We start from the raw sequence: 17,992 nt of genomic DNA on the forward strand, positions 1-17,992 counted from the left end.
GCGTGGCGGACCTGTTCGATACCGCGCCCGGGGAAGAGCCCCCCGCCACCGCGCCGCGCCCGCTGGCCGACCGGCTGCGTCCCCGCGCCCTGTCAGAGGTTATCGGGCAGGCGGCGATCCTCGGCCCCGATGGCGCGCTTGGCGCGATGCTGGCGGCGGGCAGCCTCGGCTCGCTCGTGCTGTGGGGGCCGCCGGGTGTGGGCAAGACCACCATCGCGCGGCTTCTGGCGGACGAGACCGATCTGCATTTCGTGCAGATCAGCGCCATTTTCAGCGGCGTGCCCGAGCTGCGCCGCGTGTTCGACGAGGCGCGCCACCGCCGTTCGCAGGGGCAGGGCACGCTGCTTTTCGTGGACGAGATCCACCGCTTCAACCGCGCGCAGCAGGATGCGTTCCTGCCGCATATGGAGGACGGGACGATCCTTCTGGTGGGGGCGACCACGGAAAATCCGTCCTTCGAGCTCAACGCCGCACTTCTGAGCCGCGCGCAGGTGCTGGTGCTCGAGCGGCTCGACCTCGCCGATCTCGAGCTTCTGGCGCAGCGCGCCGAGCAGGAAATGGGCCGCGCCTTGCCGCTCGATGGCCCGGCGCGCGAAAACCTGCTGGAGATGGCCGATGGCGATGGCCGCGCGCTTCTCAACCTGATCGAGCAGGTGGCGGCGTGGCGCGTCGAGGGCAGGCTCGACACCACGGCGCTGACCGGACGGCTGATGAAGCGCGCGGCGCAATACGACAAATCGGGCGACGCACATTACAACCTCATATCGGCACTGCACAAATCGGTGCGCGGCTCGGACCCGGATGCCGCGCTCTACTGGCTTGCGCGGATGCTCGCGGGGGGCGAGGACCCGCGTTACCTGGCGCGACGCATCACGCGGATGGCGATCGAGGATATCGGCCTCGCCGACAGCCACGCGCAGACCGTCTGCCTGCACGCCTGGGAGATATACGAGCGCCTCGGCAGCCCCGAGGGGGAACTGGCACTGGCGCAGGCCGTGATCTATCTCGCCCTCGCGCCGAAATCGAACGCGGGCTATGCCGCCTACAAGGCGGCCCTGCGGGATGCGAAGAAGACCGGCAGCGAGCCGCCCCCTAAGCATATCCTGAATGCGCCCACCTCCCTGATGAAGGAGCAGGGTTACGGCGCGGGCTACGAATACGACCACGATGCCGAGGACGGGTTCTCGGGACAGGATTATTTTCCCGAGGGCATGAAACGCCCGGTTTACTACATTCCGCCCGAGCGCGGTTTCGAGCGCGAACTGAAAAAGCGGCTCGATTATTTCGCGCGACTGCGCGCGCGGCGGGGCTGAGCGGCGCGCGATGCTGCGACGCGGCGATCCGGTTCACCTTATCTTATTGATTTGCAAAAGCTTGTTATCAACGCTGGAAACCGGGGTTATTTCGTGTTTTGATACCGACATGTCGTTTTTGAGCATCCTGACAGGGCCTCTGACTAGGAAGCTGAACCCCAAGGCCGCGCCAGCGAGTCTTGCAACGACAGATCAACCAAAAAACAGGGAAGTCTCATGACGAGGAAAACCGACCAAATCCTTATGGATCGCTTGGCGATGGCTGCCCGCGAGGGCAAGATCTCGCGCCGGTCCTTTATGCATTATGCGGGTGTTGCGGGTGTTACCGCTACCGCGGCCACTGGTCTCTGGACCAAATCCGCCGCCGCCCAACCGCAGCGCGGCGGCACGTTCCGCTGGGGTGTGCATGACGGCAACAGCTCGGACACGCACGATCCGGGCACATATGTGACGCGGCAGATGATCTTCCTGGCGCACACGCACCGCAGCTATCTGACCATGATCACCCCCGAGAACGGGCTCGGCCCCGATCTGGCGACGGAGTGGTCGGCCACCCCCGACGCGGCAGAGTGGACCTTCACGCTCAACGAGAATGCCACCTTCCACAGCGGCAAGAAGTGCACCGCGCAGGATGTGGTGGACAGCCTCAACCATCACCGCGGCGACGAATCGACCTCGGCGGCCAAGGCGCTGCTGACCGACGTGACCGACGTCAAGGCCGATGGCGATTACACGGTGGTCATCACGCTGTCGCGCGGCAATGCCGACCTGCCCTGGCTGATGACGGACTATCACTTTGCCATCTGCCCCTCGGACGGTAACGGCGGCATCGACTGGGCGTCCGGCGACGGCACCGGCCCCTACAAGATCGATTCGGGCGAATTCGGCATCCAGTGGGAACTGAGCCGCCACGACGGCTGGCACGGCGAGGGCGCGTATTTTGACAACGTGGCCATGATCATCCTCAACGACCCGAACGCGCGCCAGACGGCGCTGGTGACGGGCGATGTGGACGCGGTGTCGCTGATCGAGCTCAAGACCATGGCGCTGCTCGAGCGCAACCCCAACATCAAGGTGGACAACATCCCCTCGGGCGGCGCGATCACCATGCCGATGCACTGCAACACCGCGCCCTTCGATGACGTGAACGTGCGCAACGCGCTCAAGCTCTCCATCGACCGCGACGAGATCATCGAGAAGATCTCCTTCGGCGCGGCAACCAAGGCCAATGACTTCCACCTGTCGCCGGTGCAACCCTACTGGCCCGACGACATCCCGCAGCGCGAGTATGACCCGGACCAGGCGAAATCGCTGCTCAAGAAGGCGGGACAGGAGGGACTTTCGGTCAACATGTCGGTGGCCGAGAGCGTTTATACCGGTGCGGTGGACATGTGCGTGCTCTATGCCGAGCAGGCCAAGGCCTCGGGCATCAATATCAACGTGGTGCGCGAGCCCAATGACGGCTACTACTCCGATGTCTGGCTGAAAAAGCCGTTCTCGGCCGTCTCCTGGGGCGCGCGTCCGACGCCCGACGTGATGTTCACGCTGGCCTACAAATCCGATGCAGCGTGGAACGAGACCTACTGGCAGAACGAGCGGTTCAATGAACTGCTGCTTCAGGCCAAGGGCGAACTCGACGACAATCTCCGTGCCGAAATGTATCGCGAGATGTGCCTGCTGATGCGCAACGATGGCGGTACGCTGCTGCCGTTCTTCAACAACTGGGTCTACGCCCGGGGCAAGGGCGTCGAGCGCAGCGAGAACGTCGCGGCCAGCTGGTCCTGTGACGGGGCGCGCGCCGCAAGCCGCTGGTGGTTCTCCACCTGATCGGCCCTTTACCACATGGTGGCGGCCCCCGTTCGGGGGCCGCTCGCTTCGCTTTCGGCGGCAGAAAACGAGAAAAATGTTTCGCCGCCCACGAAAAAGCCGCTAGCCTGACCGGATAACAAGCCGGCAAAGGCGCGGACGTACAACAGCAGGAGGGAAAGATGGGGGACATCCTTGGGCTTGTCGCCAAGCGGCTGGGTCTGGGACTGATCATACTACTGGTCATTTCCGTGATAATCTTCTTCATGGTCGAGCTTTTGCCCGGCGATATTGCAACGGCAGTGCTGGGGCAGGGGGCAACCCCCGAGAACCTTGCCGCGCTGCGCAAGGAAATGGGTCTCGATCAACCGGCCATCGTGCGTTACTTCGACTGGCTGTCGGGCGCGGTGATGTTCGATTTCGGCAATTCCATCGTGACCGGCGCGAGCGTGACCGAGACCATCGGCGAACGGTTTGCCAACACGCTGTTCCTCGCGACCTACGCCGCCGCCATCGCGGTGCCGGTGTCGATCGTGCTCGGTGTCATCGTGGCGCTGCTGCGCAACTCGATCTTCGACCGGGTGGCCAACGTGGCGACGCTCACCTCGATTTCGAGCCCCGAGTTCTTTCTGGGCTACATCCTGATTCTCTATCTCGCGGTCAACACGGGCATGTTCCCCGCCATCGCGAGCTTGCGCGAGGGCATGGATTTCGGCGAGTTGCTGCACCGAACCTTCCTGCCGGCGCTGACGCTGGTGCTGGTGGTGACGGCGCACATGATGCGCATGACACGCGCCTCGATCATCAACCTGCTGTCGTCTCCCTATATCGAGATGGCCCGCCTCAAGGGCACGCCACCGTGGAAGGTGATCGTCAAACACGCCCTGCCGAATGCCTGGGCACCGATCATCAACGTGGTGGCGCTGAACCTCGCCTACCTCATCACCGGCGTGGTCCTGGTCGAGGTGGTGTTCGTCTATCCCGGCATCGGACAGGCTCTGGTGGACGCTGTCTCCAAGCGTGATTTCCCGGTGGTTCAGGCCTGCTGCCTGATCTTCGCCGCGACCTTCATCCTGCTCAACCTGGCAGCCGATGTGGGCGCGATCCTCACCAATCCGCGTCTGCGGCATCCGAAATAAGGGGGCAGGGACATGAGTGTTTTCGTCATAATCTACTACACCCTGCTGCTCGGCGGGTCCTGCCTTGCGGCGTATTTCAACAAGCGGTCGGCCTTCCTGCTGCTTTTCTCTCTCACGCTCGTTTCGTTCGTGCTCGGCATCATCGGTGGTGTTCCGGCGCTCAAGTTCGTGGCGGTCTCGGCGGGGCTGCTGGCGATGGCCGCGATGGTGGCCTACGGGTTCCGCGAGTTTCTCGTCGCGATCTCCTCGGTCAACATGGCCAAGGAGTTGCGCACCGCACCGCTGACTGCGGGCTTTGGCATGTTCGTGATCTTCACCTACGCGGTGGCGGGCATCTTTGCCCCCATCATCGCGCCCTTCGGCGAGGCCGAGGTGATCGCGTCGGCCTTTGCGCCTGCGGATGAGAACATGCTGCTCGGCGCCGACCAGTTGGGTCGCGACATGTTCAGCCGTATCGTCTACGGCGCGCGTAACACCGTGGCGCTGGCGCTTGCGGGCACGTTGCTCGCATTCTTCCTCGGCGCGCTTGCTGGGCTTCTGGCGGCGACGACGGGGGGGTATTTCGATCAGTTCCTCGGGCGGATGTCGGACGTCATCATGTCGATTCCGTCGCTCATTTTCGCGCTGCTGATGCTGTCGATCTTCGGCGGCGACCTGGCCAACAACACGACGAGCTTCTGGCTTCTCGTGGGCTTTGCGGCGGTTGTCGGGGTGCTGATGGTCGCAGCGGTCTCGGAGAGCAGCATCATCGGCTGGCTCATCGGTCTCGCCGTCATGGCGGGCGTTGCGACGGTGTTCGCGGGCTTCATGCTGACCATCTTCAACCCCTCCGAGGTGATCCTCGTTCTGGTCGTCGCGGTGATCTACAGCCCGCGTGTCTTCCGCCTCACCCGGGCGGTCGCGGGCAATGTGGTCGTCATGGACTATATCGAGGCCGCCAAGCTGCGCGGGGAACGCAAGTGGTATCTCATCCGGCGGGAAATACTGCCCAATTCGACGGCGCCTCTGGTGGCGGAATTCGGGCTGGAGTTCTGCTTCGTGTTCCTGCTCATCGCCGGTCTCTCGTTCCTCGGCCTCGGCATTCAGCCGCCGACCGCGGACTGGGGCTCGATGGTGCGCGAGAACGCGACACTGATCTCGTTTGGCGAGCTGACCCCGCTCATTCCGGCTGCGGCGATCGCGCTTCTGACCGTCGCCGTAAATTTCGTGGTGGACTGGATGCTCTACCGCTCCTCTGGCCTGAAGGTGTGAACCGATGACCAAGAAGAAAGACGTTCTGCTGAAAATCCGCGATCTCAAGATCGAGGGCTATTCCGACGAGACATGGGTGCCCATCATCAAAGGGGTGGATCTCACGCTTCACCGCGGCGAGGTGATGGGGCTCATCGGCGAGTCGGGGGCCGGCAAGTCGACCATCGGCGCAGCCTGCATGGGCTATGCCCGTGACGGCACGCGCATCGTCGATAGCACCATCGAGTTCGACGGGATGGAGCTGACCACCGCGAGCGAGTCGGACAAGCGCGCGCTCCGGGGCTCGCGCATCGCCTACGTCGCGCAATCCGCGGCGGCCTCGTTCAACCCGTCGCACAAGCTCATCGACCAGCACACCGAGGCCCCCCTGCAATACCGCCTGAAAAAGCGGATGGAGGCGCAGGAAGACGCGATGGAGCTTTACGAAAAGCTCCGGCTGCCCAACCCGCAGGAGATCGGCTTTCGCTACCCGCACCAGGTCTCTGGCGGGCAGTTGCAGCGGGCGATGACCGCGATGGCCATGTCCTGCCGCCCCGATCTCATCATCTTCGACGAGCCGACGACGGCGCTCGACGTGACGACACAGATCGAGGTGCTTTCGGCCATTCGCGACATCGTGGACGAGTTCAACACCGCGGCGATCTACATCACCCACGATCTCGCGGTGGTGGCGCAGATGGCCGACACGATCAAGGTGCTGCTCAAGGGCGAAGAGGTCGAAGAGGCCCCCACTCGCGAGATGCTCGAAAACCCGCAGGAGGACTATACCAAGTCGCTCTGGGCGGTGCGCGGCTTCAAGAGTCCACAGCGCAAGCGACCCACCGACGGCACGCCGCCGCTCATCTCGGTCAAGAACGTGGATGCCTCCTATACCGGCGGCGACAAGGTGCTCGACGATGTGAGCTTCGATATCTACCCCGGCATGACCGTCGCGGTCGTGGGCGAATCGGGCTCGGGCAAATCCACCACGGCACGGGTCATCACCGGGCTCTTGCCACCCTCCAAGGGCGAGGTGCTGTTCAAGGGCGAGCCGTTCCCGCCGGACTATCGCAACCGCACCAAGGACCAGTTGCGCCAGTGCCAGATGATCTACCAGATGGCCGACACCGCGCTCAATCCCAAGGTGCGCATCTCAGAGATCATCGGGCGTCCGGCGGCGTTCTATTCCGGCCTCAAGGGGGTGGCACTCAAGAATCGGGTCGATGAACTCCTCGACCTGATCGAGCTTGAACCGGCGCAGTACTACAACCGCTACCCGCCGGAATTGTCGGGTGGTCAGAAACAACGCATCGGCATTGCCCGCGCGCTCGCGGCCGAGCCAACCTTCATCGTCTGCGACGAGGTGACATCGGCGCTCGATCAGCTCGTGGCCGAGGGCATCCTGCGGCTTCTGGACCGGCTCCAGAACGAGCTGAACCTCGCCTACATGTTCATCACCCACGATCTCGCCACCGTGCGCTCAATCGCCGACGAGGTGGTGGTGATGCAGCACGGCAAGGTGGTCGAGCAGGGGCCCAAGGACGAGATGTTCACGCCCCCGCACCATCCCTATACCGACCTGCTGCTCAGCTCGGTGCCCGAGATGGACCCAGACTGGCTCACCACGCTGCTCGAAGAGCGCGGGGTGGACAACGTCGGCGATGCGGCATCCGCCAAGATCGACCCGAACGACCCCAAGGTCACGGGCGCGTCGGCCTGACACGAGCAAAAGCCGCGAACGGGCGATCCCGTTCGCGGCGCAATCCTCCGAGATACTATCGTCTGATGCGGTTCAGAGAACCGCCATCGCCGAGAGCACAAATGTGCCCACGATCGCACCATAGACGATCAGGACGGCCTGCCAGGAGGCAGAGTGCATACGCAGTTCGCGGTTCAGCTCGTCGCGGGTCATGTCTTGCCTCCTTGGCGCTAGAGTGAATCGTGCAAGCGGTACGTCGCTCACACCCGCCACATAAGGATAAATCGTGGCGGCGCAATGACGATTACGACGAAAATCCATGCATTCGCGGAATGCCGCCCAAGCGTTTTCGGCATACCGGACGGAATCGAAGGGATGAGGCGCGAAAACGACTTGGATGACAGGCAGGCCGTATCGCGAAGAGATCGGAACCCGTCCCCTATGGCAATGGGGTCGAAGCCCGCCCTCTCAGCGCCCGCCCGTGCCCTGCAACGCCATCACCTCAAGCGCGCCCTCCTGCCGGGCGCGAATCGCCTGCGCTGCGGCGTGCGATCCCGCGAGCGTGGTGAAATAGGGGATTTTGTCATAGAGAGCGACGGAGCGGATTTCCCGGCTGTCCTCGACCGCCTGCGCACCCTCGGTGGTGTTCATCACCAGCGCGATTTCGCCGTCCTTGAGCAGGTCCACAATGTTGGGCCGGCCCTCGTAGACCTTGTTGACCACCTCACAGTCGAGCCGGGCCCCGGTCAGGAACTCTGCCGTGCCGCGCGTGGCCACGAGCGTAAAGCCCAGATCGGTCATGAGCTGCGCCGTTTCAACAAGCTGTGGGGTCTTGTCGCTATCCTTGATCGACACGAACACCCGCCCGCTCTCGGGCAGGTGCACGCCCGCCCCCATCTGTGCCTTGAGAAAGGCGCGCGGGAACGACACGTCCCAACCCATCACCTCGCCGGTCGAGCGCATTTCCGGCCCGAGGATGGTATCGACACCCGGAAACCGCGCGAAGGGCAGCACCGCTTCCTTGACCGAGAACCACGGCATGTTCGGGTCCGCCAGCGTCATCTGGTCGGCCATCGGCAGGCTGCCGGGCGTCGCGCCGTCAGGGTAGGGGCCGCGCACCGGGAAGGCGTCCATCGGCTCGCCCGCCATCAGCCGCGCGGCGATGGCCGCAATGGCGCTGTCGGTGGCCTTGGCGACAAAGGGCACGGTGCGGCTTGCGCGCGGATTCACCTCGATCAGGTAGATATCCTTGCCCTTGACCGCGAATTGCACGTTCATCAGCCCCACCACGTGCAGCGCGCGCGCCAGCGCCTCGGTCTGGCGCTTGATCTCGGCGATGATCTCGGGTTCCAGCGAGTAAGGCGGCAGCGAGCAGGCTGAATCGCCCGAATGCACGCCCGCCTCCTCGATATGCTGCATGATGCCCGCGACATGCACGGACTTGCCATCGCAGAGCGCATCCACGTCGCATTCGATCGCCCCCGACAGATAACCGTCGAGCAGCACCGGGCTGTCGCCCGAGACGACCACCGCCTCGGCGATGTAGCGTTCCAGATGGGCCATGTCGCGGACGATCTCCATCGCGCGCCCACCCAGCACATAGGAGGGCCGGATCACGAGCGGAAAGCCGATGCTCTCGGCGATCTCCAGCGCTTGCGCATCGGTGCTTGCGATGCCGTTCTGCGGCTGCTTGAGGCCCAGCCGGATCACCAGGTCCTGGAACCGCTCGCGATCCTCTGCCAGATCGATCGCGTCGGGCGTGGTGCCGAGGATCGGGATGCCCTCGGCCTCCAGCCCGCGCGCAAGCTTCAGCGGCGTCTGTCCGCCGAACTGCACGATCACCCCGTGCAGCGTGCCGTTCTCCTGCTCGACGCGCAGGATTTCCATCACGTGCTCAAACGTCAGCGGCTCGAAATACAGCCGGTCAGAAGTGTCGTAATCGGTGCTGACCGTCTCGGGGTTGCAGTTGATCATGATCGTCTCATAGCCCGCGTCCGAGAGCGCGAAACACGCATGACAGCAGCAATAGTCGAACTCGATCCCCTGGCCGATCCGGTTCGGACCGCCGCCGAGGATGACGACCTTTTTCGCATCCGAGGGGCGCGCCTCGCATTCCACCTCGCCCATCATCGGGGCCTCGTAGGTGGAATACATGTAGGGCGTCTGCGCCTCGAACTCGGCGGCGCAGGTGTCGATCCGCTTGAACACCGCGTGAACGCCCAGATTGACGCGTGCGCGGCGCACCTGACCCTCGTCGCGGCCCGTCAGCGCGGCCAGCCGCGCATCGGTAAAGCCCATCATCTTCAGGCGGCGCAGGCCGTCCTCGGTCATCGGCAGACCGTCGCGGCGCACGCGTTCCTCGGCTTCCACGATTTCGCGGATGCGGGCAAGAAACCAGGGATCAAAGGCGGTAGCGGCGTGGATCTCGTCATCCGTCAGGCCGTGCCGCATCGACTGCGCGATGGTACGCATCCGGTCGGGCGTGGCCACCGACAGCGCGCGGGTGATCGCCGCCTTGTCGGGCGCACCGTCCGGCCCGAGGTCGGCCAGACCCGGTATTTCGACCTCGTCAAAGCCGGACAGGCCGGTTTCCATCGAGGCGAGCGCCTTTTGCAAGGATTCGTGGACCGTCCGGCCGATCGCCATTGCCTCGCCCACCGATTTCATCGCGGTGGTGAGGTGGGGTTGGCTGCCTGGGAATTTCTCAAAGGCGAAGCGCGGGATTTTCGTCACGACATAGTCGATGGACGGCTCGAAACTGGCAGGCGTCACCTTGGTGATGTCATTGTCGAGCTCGTCGAGCGTATAGCCCACCGCGAGCTTGGCCGCGATCTTGGCAATCGGAAAACCGGTAGCCTTGGAGGCCAGCGCCGAGGAGCGGCTCACCCGCGGGTTCATCTCGATCACCACCATGCGTCCGTCCTCGGGGTTGACCGCCCATTGCACGTTCGAGCCGCCGGTCTCCACCCCGATCTCGCGCAGCACGGCGATGCTGCCATTGCGCATGATCTGGTATTCCTTGTCCGTCAGCGTCAGCGCCGGCGCCACGGTGATCGAATCGCCCGTGTGCACGCCCATCGGATCGACGTTTTCGATGGAACAGACGATGATCGCGTTGTCCGCCTTGTCGCGGACCACCTCCATCTCGTATTCCTTCCAGCCCAGCAGGCTCTCGTCGATCAGGATCTGGCTGACCGGCGAGGCATCGAGGCCCGACTTGCAGTAATGGATGTAATCGTCGCGGTTATAGGCCACGCCGCCGCCGGTGCCGCCCAGCGTGTAGGCGGGGCGGATGATCGCGGGCAGGCCCACGAAATCTATTGCCGCCATGCACTCGTCCATGTTGTTGGCGATGGTGGCTTTCGGGTTTTCGATCCCCAGCCGGTCCATCGCCTCGCGAAAGAGCTTGCGATCCTCCGCCATCTCGATGGCGGCGCGGTTGGCGCCGATCAGTTCCACGCCGAATTTCTCCAGCACGCCCATGTCGGCGACGGCCAATGCAGTGTTGAGGCCGGTCTGCCCGCCCATCGTCGGCAAGAGCGCGTCGGGGCGTTCCTTCTCGATGATGCGGGCGACCACCTCCGGCGTGATCGGCTCTATATAGGTGGCATCGGCGAGGCCGGGATCGGTCATGATCGTCGCGGGGTTGGAATTCACGAGGATGACGCGATAACCCTCCTCGCGCAGCGCCTTGCAGGCCTGCGCCCCGGAATAGTCGAATTCGCAGGCCTGTCCGATGATGATGGGCCCCGCGCCGATAATCATGATGGAAGAGATATCGGTTCTTTTCGGCATGTCGGTCCCCGGGCAGCTTGGTGGCTGCGCGCGGTCTCTGCCCGCGCGCAAATTGGTGGGGTTATATCCATCACCCGCCCGTGTGCAAGGGGCATCACCGGCACGCGGGTCAGGACGCGGGGGCGTGGCCCGGCGCATCGTCGAGGATCACCCGGTCAAGCGCGCCCATGCCCTGCCCGTCGCGCTGCGGATAGAGGATCAGCCGGTCGATCCCCCGCCCTTTCAGCGCCCCGGCGGCAAAGGTGACAAACCTTGCCCCACGCGCGGCAAACCGCTCGCGCGCCACGAGCTGCGGCCCGAGATACCCCTCGGCCACCACCTCCGGCACGCCGCTCTCGGCCTGCCAGTCGAGCGAGACAAAGGTGAAAAGCCCATCGCGCAGGATCGCGATGGCTCCGCGTCCGCCCATCGCGCCCTCGATCTCGTTCGGCCCGTCACTGCCGTCGCCGGACTTGCCGGGCCCGGAAATCATCGCGTCACGGGTAACGATGCGGTATCCGTCCTCGGCCATCTCGGGCGGTGCCACGCCTTCCGGCACCCCCTCGAAGCCGATCGACACCGGCCCGGCCGACGCCATCGCAGCCCACAGGCACAGCGCCCCGGCCCCCGCGACTCGCTTCGTCATGGCAAACGCCTCGCCTGAATGTTTCCTCACCACGACGCTCGCCCGCCGTACCCCCGCCTGTCAAGCGCGCGGGGGCCTTGCGCAAAACCACCGCAAGGCGGCGCTTTTGTGGGTGTCATTCGCCGCCCCACGCCCTAATTTCGACCCATCAGCGCAAGGGGTGCATGGTGCAGATTCGTTTCGATCACGGGCCAGCGGACGGGCCCTGCGTCTTTGCGCAGGCCGAGCGGTTGATCGTGGCACACGCGCCGGGCGAGGTGCCCGCCGCGCTCGCCGCGCTCGATGAGGCGCGCGCCGACGGGTACTGGCTCGCGGGATTTGCCAGCTACGAGCTTGGCTACGCGCTCGAGCCGCGGCTCGCGCCGCTCATGCCCGCCCACCGCCGTCTGCCGCTCCTGCAATTCGGGGCCTATACCGCGCCGCAGGCGGCCGGGCCGCTCGATTCCGGCCCGGCGCGGCTTGGCGCGGTCCGCCCCGATTGGGATGCGCGCCGCTACGCCCGCGCCTTCGACACGGTCCACGGGCTGATCGGCGCGGGTGATATCTACCAGGCCAATCTCACCTTCCCGCTAAGTTTGGAGGCTTCGGGCACGCCGCAGGCGCTTTATGCCGCGCTCCGCGCTGTGCAGCCGGTGCGCTTCGGTGCGCTGATCGAGGGGGCGGGCCTGCCCGCGATCCTGTCGCGCTCACCGGAACTGTTCTTCCGCACCGATGCCGAGGGCACCATCGAGACGCGCCCGATGAAGGGCACCCAGCCGCGCAGCGATGATCCGGCCGAGGACGCGCGCCGCCGCTACTTCCTGCAATCGGACGAAAAGAACCGCGCCGAGAACCTTATGATCGTGGACCTGCTGCGCAACGACATCTCTCGCGTGAGCGTGCCGGGATCGGTGCGCGTGCCCGCGCTCTTCTCGATAGAGACCTACGAGACCGTGCACCAGATGACCTCGCTCGTCGCGGCCGACCTCGCCCCCGGCACCACGCTCTCGGACATCCTGCGCGCGCTGTTCCCGTGCGGCTCGATCACCGGCGCCCCCAAGATCCGCGCAATGGAAATCCTCGCGGGACTCGAACCAGCCCCGCGCGACATCTATTGCGGCACCATCGGCTGGGCCGCCCCCGACGGGCGCAGTGAATTCAACGTCGCCATCCGCACCCTGATGGTGGAGGGGGGGCACGCCCGGCTCGGCGTGGGCGGCGGCGTCGTTTACGACAGCACGGCACATGGCGAATACGAAGAGGCGCTGTGGAAGGCGCGCTTTGCCCGCGCCCTCGCTCCGGCGCCGGTCTGATACCTCACGCCGCCGCGCCGCGTCCCTCGCTGTCGGCCTCGTCGCGATAGAGATAGTCGCGCGTCAGCGGCACCGCGTCCTGCTTCGGCGTCATCTGGAACTGGAACACCACCTGGTTGTTGAGCCGAAAGGTAAGCTCGCTGGCGATGAGATAATAGCGCCACATGCGGCAGAACCGCTCGTCATAGAGCGCGCGGACACGGTCGATATTGGCCTCGAACCGCTTGCGCCATTCCTTCAGCGTTTCGGCATAATGCAGGCGCCACACCTCCACGTCGGTGGTCACGAGGCCCTGCCGCTCCACCGCCGCCACCGCCTCGGACATGGCCGGGCAATAGCCGCCGGGAAAGATGTATTTCAGTATCCACGGGCTCGTTGTCCCCGGCGGTCCCGCACGCCCGATCGTGTGGATGAGCGCGATCCCCTCCGGTTTCAGAAGCCGCGTCACGGAGCTGAAATAGGCGTCGTAATGCGGCACGCCCACATGCTCGAACATGCCGATCGACACGATCCGGTCGAACTCTCCCTGCACGTCGCGGTAATCCATCAACTCGAACCGCACCTTGTCCGACAGCCCCGCCCTGGCGGCGCGGGCATTGGCCATCTCGTGCTGCTCACGCGACAGCGTCACCCCCACGACCTCTGCCCCGAAATCGCGCGCCAGAGTGATCCCCATGCCACCCCAGCCACAGCCGATATCCAGCACCCGCATCCCCGGCTCGATCAAGAGCTTGCGCGCGATATGCTGTTTCTTGGCCGCCTGCGCCTCTTCCAGCGTCATGTCTGGGCGGGCGAAATAGGCGCAGGAATAATTGCGGTCCTCGTCGAGAAACAGATCGTAGAGCTCGCCCGACAAGTCGTAATGATGCGCCACGTTGGTCCGCGCCCGCTGCACCGGGTTGAACTGATCGAACCGCCGTTTGAGCCGGCGCAGCGTCTCCAGCGGGCGGCGGAACCACGGCTGCCCCTGCGCCGCGATGTTCTGGATTGCGAGGCTCAGGAAGCCATAAACGTCGTCATCCTCGATGGTGAGCGTGCCGTCCATATAGCCCTCGCCCACGCCCATGTCGGGTGATAGCACGATCCGCCGCGGCAGGGCCGGATGATGCAGCGCCACCGCGCATTCCAGCCCGTCTCCCGGTCCATAGCTGCGTGTCGTGCCGTCAGGAAATGTCACACGCAGCCGTCCTTGGCGAAACAGATGAGTCAACAGATGATCGAGGGTTTTGCTCCACATCGCACACCTCCAGTCCCGTGCCATCGCTGGCACCGCGCATCGGTGTCTCGATCCGGTCTGCCGTGCCCGGCCCTGCCGGATGCCTGCCCGAAGCGTCGGCATTCTATTGGATTCATACATCCTGTAAAGTATTGGGCCCACCCGCGGCCTTGACTTTGCCGCCCGGCCCATGTGTATCGGCGCGGACCCGACACAGAATGCCATCAGCGGCCCGCGCGGCCCCGGAGACCCCAAATGCATAGCTATCGCAGCCAAACCTGCGCCGATCTGAGAAAATCCCATGTCGGAGAGACCGTCCGCCTTGCCGGTTGGGTGCACCGTATCCGCGATCACGGCGGCGTGCTGTTCATCGACCTGCGCGATCACTATGGCGTGACACAGGTGCTGTGCGACCCCGACAGCCCGGTTTTCGACGCGGTCGAGGCACTGCGCGCGGAATACTGCATCCGCATCGACGGCAATGTGAAGGCCCGCGACGCGAGCCTCGTGAACGCCAAGATCCCCACCGGCGAGATCGAGGTCTATATCCGCGACCTCGAAGTTCTGGGCAGTGCGGACGAATTGCCCCTTCAGGTCTTCGGCGATCAGGAATACCCCGAGGAGACGCGCCTGCGCTATCGCTATCTCGACCTGCGCCGCGAGGCGATGCAGCACAACATGGTGCTGCGTTCCGACGTGGTGTCCTCGATCCGGCGGCGCATGTGGGATCAGGGATTCCGCGAGTTCCAGACGCCGATCATCACCGCGAGCAGCCCCGAGGGCGCGCGCGACTTCCTCGTGCCCTCGCGCCTGCACCCGGGCCGCTTCTACGCCCTGCCGCAGGCGCCGCAGCAGTTCAAGCAGCTCATCATGGTTTCGGGCTTCGACAAGTATTTTCAGATCGCGCCCTGCTTCCGCGACGAGGACCCGCGCGCCGACCGCTCGCCCACCGATTTCTACCAGCTCGACATGGAGATGTCCTTCGTCGAGCAGCAGGACGTGTTCGACACCGTCGCTCCGGTGATCGCCGGCGTGTTCGAGGAATTCGCCGAGGGCACGCGCGTGGATGCGCCCGAGACATGGCCGCAAATCCCCTATGCCGAGGCGATGCTCAAATACGGCTCCGACAAGCCCGACCTGCGCAACCCGATCGAGATGCAGGACGTGTCCGAGCATTTCCGCGGCTCCGGCTTCGCCATCTTCGCAAAATTGCTGGAACAGGAGGGCACGCAAATCCGCGCCATCCCCGCCCCCACCGGCGGCAGCCGCAAGTTTTGCGACCGCATGAACGCCTTCGCCCAGAAAGAGGGACTGCCGGGGATGGGCTATATCTTCTGGCGGGAGCGCACCCCCGCACAACTTTCGATCCAGAATTTCATTGATATGACGTTCAATGAAATTTTTGCTGAACTCAGAGAACGCGACAACCAATTGAAAGAACAATTTGTTGAAGCGGGGCTAGAAAGGCTGCGTGCCGCAAACAAAGCGGGCCACACGGAAGAGGCCGAGTTTATCTTCAATGCCTATTTTGGTTCACATGAAGCCGCAGGCCCGCTGGCCAAGAATATCGGCCCCGAGCGGACCGAGGCGATCCGCCAGCAGCTTGGCCTCGGCGTTCGCGATGCGGCGTTTTTCCTCGGGGGCAAGCCGCAGGCGTTCGAGCGGGTCGCCGCCCGCGCCCGCGACGTGATCGGCGAGGAATTGGGCCTGACCGAGCAGGACCGCTTCGCCTTTGCCTGGATTGTCGATTTCCCGATGTACGAGGCGGATGAAGAGACCGGAAAGGTCGATTTCTCGCACAACCCGTTTTCCATGCCCCAGGGCGGGCGCGACGCGCTCGACGGCGACCCGCTTGAGGTGCTTGGCTACCAGTACGACCTCGCTTGCAACGGCTACGAGCTGGTTTCCGGCGCGATCCGCAACCACCGCCCCGAGACCATGTTCAAGGCGTTCGCCCTCGCTGGCTACGACGAGGCGGAGGTCCGCAACCGCTTCGGCGGCATGGTCAACGCGTTCCAGTTCGGCGCGCCCCCCCACGGCGGCTGTGCCGCAGGGATCGACCGCATGGTGATGCTGCTCGCGGGCACCTCGAACATCCGCGAGGTCATCATGTTCCCCATGACCCAGCGCGCCGAGGATCTGATGATGAACGCTCCCAGCGAACCGACCCCGGATCAGCTCATGGAACTCGGGCTCAGGGTCATCCCGCAGGAGTGAGGCGTCAGCCATGTCAGACAGCTGCCCCCTCGGTCCTCAACTGTCGGATTGGCGGCCACCGCCTGCACCCGACGGCACGCCGCTGACCGGGCGCTACGCGCGGCTCGACCGGCTCGATGCGGACCGGCACGCGGTCGATCTGCACCGCGCGATGAGCGCCGATCCCTCGCTCTGGGATTACATGCCCTACGGCCCGTTCTCCTCGGCCTCGCAATACCACCGGTGGGCGCGCGAGGCGGCGGCGGGGAACGATCCGCTGTTCTACGCGATCACCGATCTGGATACCGGGCAGGTCGGCGGTGTCGCCAGCTATCTGCGGATCAAGCCTGAGGCGGGCAGCATCGAGGCTGGCCATATCAACCTCGCCCCGGCGTTGCAGCGCACCCGCGCCGCGACCGAGGCGCTCTATCTGATGATGGATTGGGCCTTCGGCGCGGGATATCGCCGGTTCGAATGGAAATGCGATGCCCTCAACATGGCCTCGCGCCGCGCGGCGCAACGCCTGGGGCTAAGCTATGAGGGCACGTTCCGGCAGGCCACCGTGGTCAAGGGCCGCAACCGCGACACCGCATGGTTCGCAGCGATCGACGCGGAATGGCCCGCCCTGAAAGAGGCGTTCGGCTTCTGGCTCGACCCGGCGAATTTCGACGCCGCCGGACAGCAGAGAGAGCGTCTCGGCACGCTCACCCGTCTTGTGCGCGCTTCCTCGGACCCGGCACAGAACGAGGGCTGACAACCTCCCCAAGCGCGCCGGTCAAGGCGCGGCGTGTATCGTCAGTCGCGTCTCGATGCGCTCATGGTTCGATCAATCGGCTGAGCATTCTTGCGGTACTCGCCGTTACCGAGGAACACCAGATAGCCGTTATCTCGAAGCACCTGAAGTTGTTGGCGTATCTTTGCACGGACGTGTTGATTCTCAGGATAAAGTTGTTCGAGACGACCCTCGCATTCGTAGATATCGGTCAGTGAGAACGTCTCTTTTTCGAGTCTCTCGATGCAGATCATGACATCGACGAGCCAACCCCGAGCGGTGCCGGTGTTTTTTTCGAGGAATGCCGTTTGTCGCCATTTTTCAAGGACTGCGCGTTTGTCCATTGTTTCACCGTTCCTGACCAAGTCGATGCGCCCGATCTTAGGAACAAGATGTAAAAGAATATTTGATCCAATCCATCCACGCCGACGCGCTGTTTCAGCTAGCGGTTTGCGGGCTTCAATTATCGAATGTACGAAGAACCGTCGGGGCACGCAGGCCAAGTCGCGAACCTGCCGTCTCTCAAGGTCGTAACGTAGAAGAACAAGGTTGGGACTGGTATCAGACGCAAGCCTCTGCATCTTTGTTTCATAAGCCCCATTGGCCATTTTTTTCCCAAATGCTCGAGATGAACTTTTCAGTTCAAAATCATCGCAGCAAATTGAACAAAAAAAGTCTGCTACTGGACGATTGACTTCATATTGTGTGAGAGACTGATGGCCACAGTTCGGACAATATAAGTTGGTGGCAGCCCATGCTTCTGTCATTACACGCACAATTTGAGGAAAGTCTGAACAACGCCTTCTGCTGCGCCGACGCGCCGATGTGAGGGCCATGCCGGGCATCAGGCAGCTTGTTTCCAGCGGCTTTCGGGCTGCTTCGGCCGCTCGGTTGGTGGACAGGCCAATT

General features: G+C 64.1%; 12 protein-coding genes. 8 read left to right on the forward strand and 4 right to left on the reverse strand.

The features are described from left to right. Positions 1 to 2: 2 nt before the first annotated feature. The 5 genes from C6W92_RS14080 to C6W92_RS14100 all read left to right on the forward strand — a co-directional run bounded on the left by C6W92_RS14080 (position 3) and on the right by C6W92_RS14100 (position 7,208). On the forward strand, positions 3 to 1,313 hold the full coding sequence (locus C6W92_RS14080) for a replication-associated recombination protein A (RefSeq protein WP_129434291.1): 1,311 nt from the start codon (positions 3 to 5) through the stop codon (positions 1,311 to 1,313). A gap of 216 nt (positions 1,314 to 1,529) precedes the next feature. Continuing rightward, on the forward strand, positions 1,530 to 3,140 hold the full coding sequence (locus C6W92_RS14085) for an ABC transporter substrate-binding protein (RefSeq protein ID WP_129434293.1): 1,611 nt from the start codon (positions 1,530 to 1,532) through the stop codon (positions 3,138 to 3,140). A gap of 161 nt (positions 3,141 to 3,301) precedes the next feature. Continuing rightward, positions 3,302 to 4,258, forward strand: coding sequence for an ABC transporter permease (locus C6W92_RS14090; RefSeq protein WP_129434295.1), 957 nt, complete (start codon positions 3,302 to 3,304; stop codon positions 4,256 to 4,258). 12 nt (positions 4,259 to 4,270) lie between these two features. Continuing rightward, entirely contained in the window at positions 4,271 to 5,509 is a 1,239-nt protein-coding gene (locus tag C6W92_RS14095) for an ABC transporter permease (protein WP_129434297.1), read from the forward strand. 4 nt (positions 5,510 to 5,513) lie between these two features. After that, the gene (locus C6W92_RS14100; protein ID WP_129434299.1) at positions 5,514 to 7,208 is read left to right on the forward strand and encodes an ABC transporter ATP-binding protein; all 1,695 of its coding nucleotides are present in this window, start codon (positions 5,514 to 5,516) and stop codon (positions 7,206 to 7,208) included. Between the two features lie 447 nt (positions 7,209 to 7,655). On the opposite strand, the gene carB is transcribed toward C6W92_RS14100, so the two are convergent. After that, the gene (gene carB / locus C6W92_RS14105) at positions 7,656 to 10,982 is read right to left on the reverse strand and encodes a carbamoyl-phosphate synthase large subunit (RefSeq protein WP_129434301.1); all 3,327 of its coding nucleotides are present in this window, start codon (positions 10,980 to 10,982) and stop codon (positions 7,656 to 7,658) included. Between the two features lie 109 nt (positions 10,983 to 11,091). Then, positions 11,092 to 11,607 carry a hypothetical protein gene (locus tag C6W92_RS17735; RefSeq protein ID WP_164989244.1) on the reverse strand — a complete coding sequence of 172 codons (516 nt, stop codon included), beginning with the start codon at positions 11,605 to 11,607 and terminating at the stop codon, positions 11,092 to 11,094. 164 nt (positions 11,608 to 11,771) lie between these two features. On the opposite strand from C6W92_RS17735, the gene C6W92_RS14115 reads away from it, so the two are divergent. Next, positions 11,772 to 12,899: an aminodeoxychorismate synthase component I gene (locus C6W92_RS14115; protein ID WP_129434305.1), complete on the forward strand. Its 1,128-nt coding sequence runs from the start codon at positions 11,772 to 11,774 to the stop codon at positions 12,897 to 12,899. Positions 12,900 to 12,903: 4 nt separating this feature from the next. On the opposite strand, the gene C6W92_RS14120 is transcribed toward C6W92_RS14115, so the two are convergent. After that, on the reverse strand, positions 12,904 to 14,136 hold the full coding sequence (locus C6W92_RS14120) for a cyclopropane-fatty-acyl-phospholipid synthase family protein (RefSeq protein WP_129434307.1): 1,233 nt from the start codon (positions 14,134 to 14,136) through the stop codon (positions 12,904 to 12,906). A 234-nt stretch (positions 14,137 to 14,370) separates the two neighbouring features. Between C6W92_RS14120 and aspS the strand changes: the two genes are divergently transcribed. Further along, positions 14,371 to 16,332, forward strand: coding sequence for an aspartate--tRNA ligase (gene aspS, locus C6W92_RS14125; RefSeq protein WP_129434309.1), 1,962 nt, complete (start codon positions 14,371 to 14,373; stop codon positions 16,330 to 16,332). Between the two features lie 10 nt (positions 16,333 to 16,342). After that, positions 16,343 to 17,065, forward strand: a complete 723-nt coding sequence (locus tag C6W92_RS14130; RefSeq protein ID WP_129434311.1) for a GNAT family protein — start codon at positions 16,343 to 16,345, stop codon at positions 17,063 to 17,065. A 41-nt stretch (positions 17,066 to 17,106) separates the two neighbouring features. Here the strand turns inward: C6W92_RS14130 and C6W92_RS14135 are convergent. Further along, the coding region (locus C6W92_RS14135) for a DpnI domain-containing protein (RefSeq protein WP_206735537.1) at positions 17,107 to 17,992 on the reverse strand (886 nt) is incomplete at its 5' end.

Source organism: Roseovarius sp. A46 (assembly GCF_004126395.1).
In the GTDB taxonomy this organism is placed as follows: Bacteria; Pseudomonadota; Alphaproteobacteria; order Rhodobacterales; family Rhodobacteraceae; genus Roseovarius; species Roseovarius nitratireducens.

Excerpts from the sequence above, each read along its gene's own strand:
- C6W92_RS14085 (WP_129434293.1), top strand. The coding sequence starts at position 1,530 with ATGACGAGGAAAACCGACCAAATCCTTATGGATCGCTTGGCGATGGCT.
- C6W92_RS14090 (WP_129434295.1), top strand. The coding sequence starts at position 3,302 with ATGGGGGACATCCTTGGGCTTGTCGCCAAGCGGCTGGGTCTGGGACTG.
- C6W92_RS14095 (WP_129434297.1), top strand. The coding sequence starts at position 4,271 with ATGAGTGTTTTCGTCATAATCTACTACACCCTGCTGCTCGGCGGGTCC.
- C6W92_RS14100 (WP_129434299.1), top strand. The coding sequence starts at position 5,514 with ATGACCAAGAAGAAAGACGTTCTGCTGAAAATCCGCGATCTCAAGATC.
- carB (WP_129434301.1), bottom strand. The coding sequence starts at position 10,982 with ATGCCGAAAAGAACCGATATCTCTTCCATCATGATTATCGGCGCGGGG.
- C6W92_RS17735 (WP_164989244.1), bottom strand. The coding sequence starts at position 11,607 with ATGACGAAGCGAGTCGCGGGGGCCGGGGCGCTGTGCCTGTGGGCTGCG.
- C6W92_RS14115 (WP_129434305.1), top strand. The coding sequence starts at position 11,772 with ATGGTGCAGATTCGTTTCGATCACGGGCCAGCGGACGGGCCCTGCGTC.
- C6W92_RS14120 (WP_129434307.1), bottom strand. The coding sequence starts at position 14,136 with ATGTGGAGCAAAACCCTCGATCATCTGTTGACTCATCTGTTTCGCCAA.
- aspS (WP_129434309.1), top strand. The coding sequence starts at position 14,371 with ATGCATAGCTATCGCAGCCAAACCTGCGCCGATCTGAGAAAATCCCAT.
- C6W92_RS14130 (WP_129434311.1), top strand. The coding sequence starts at position 16,343 with ATGTCAGACAGCTGCCCCCTCGGTCCTCAACTGTCGGATTGGCGGCCA.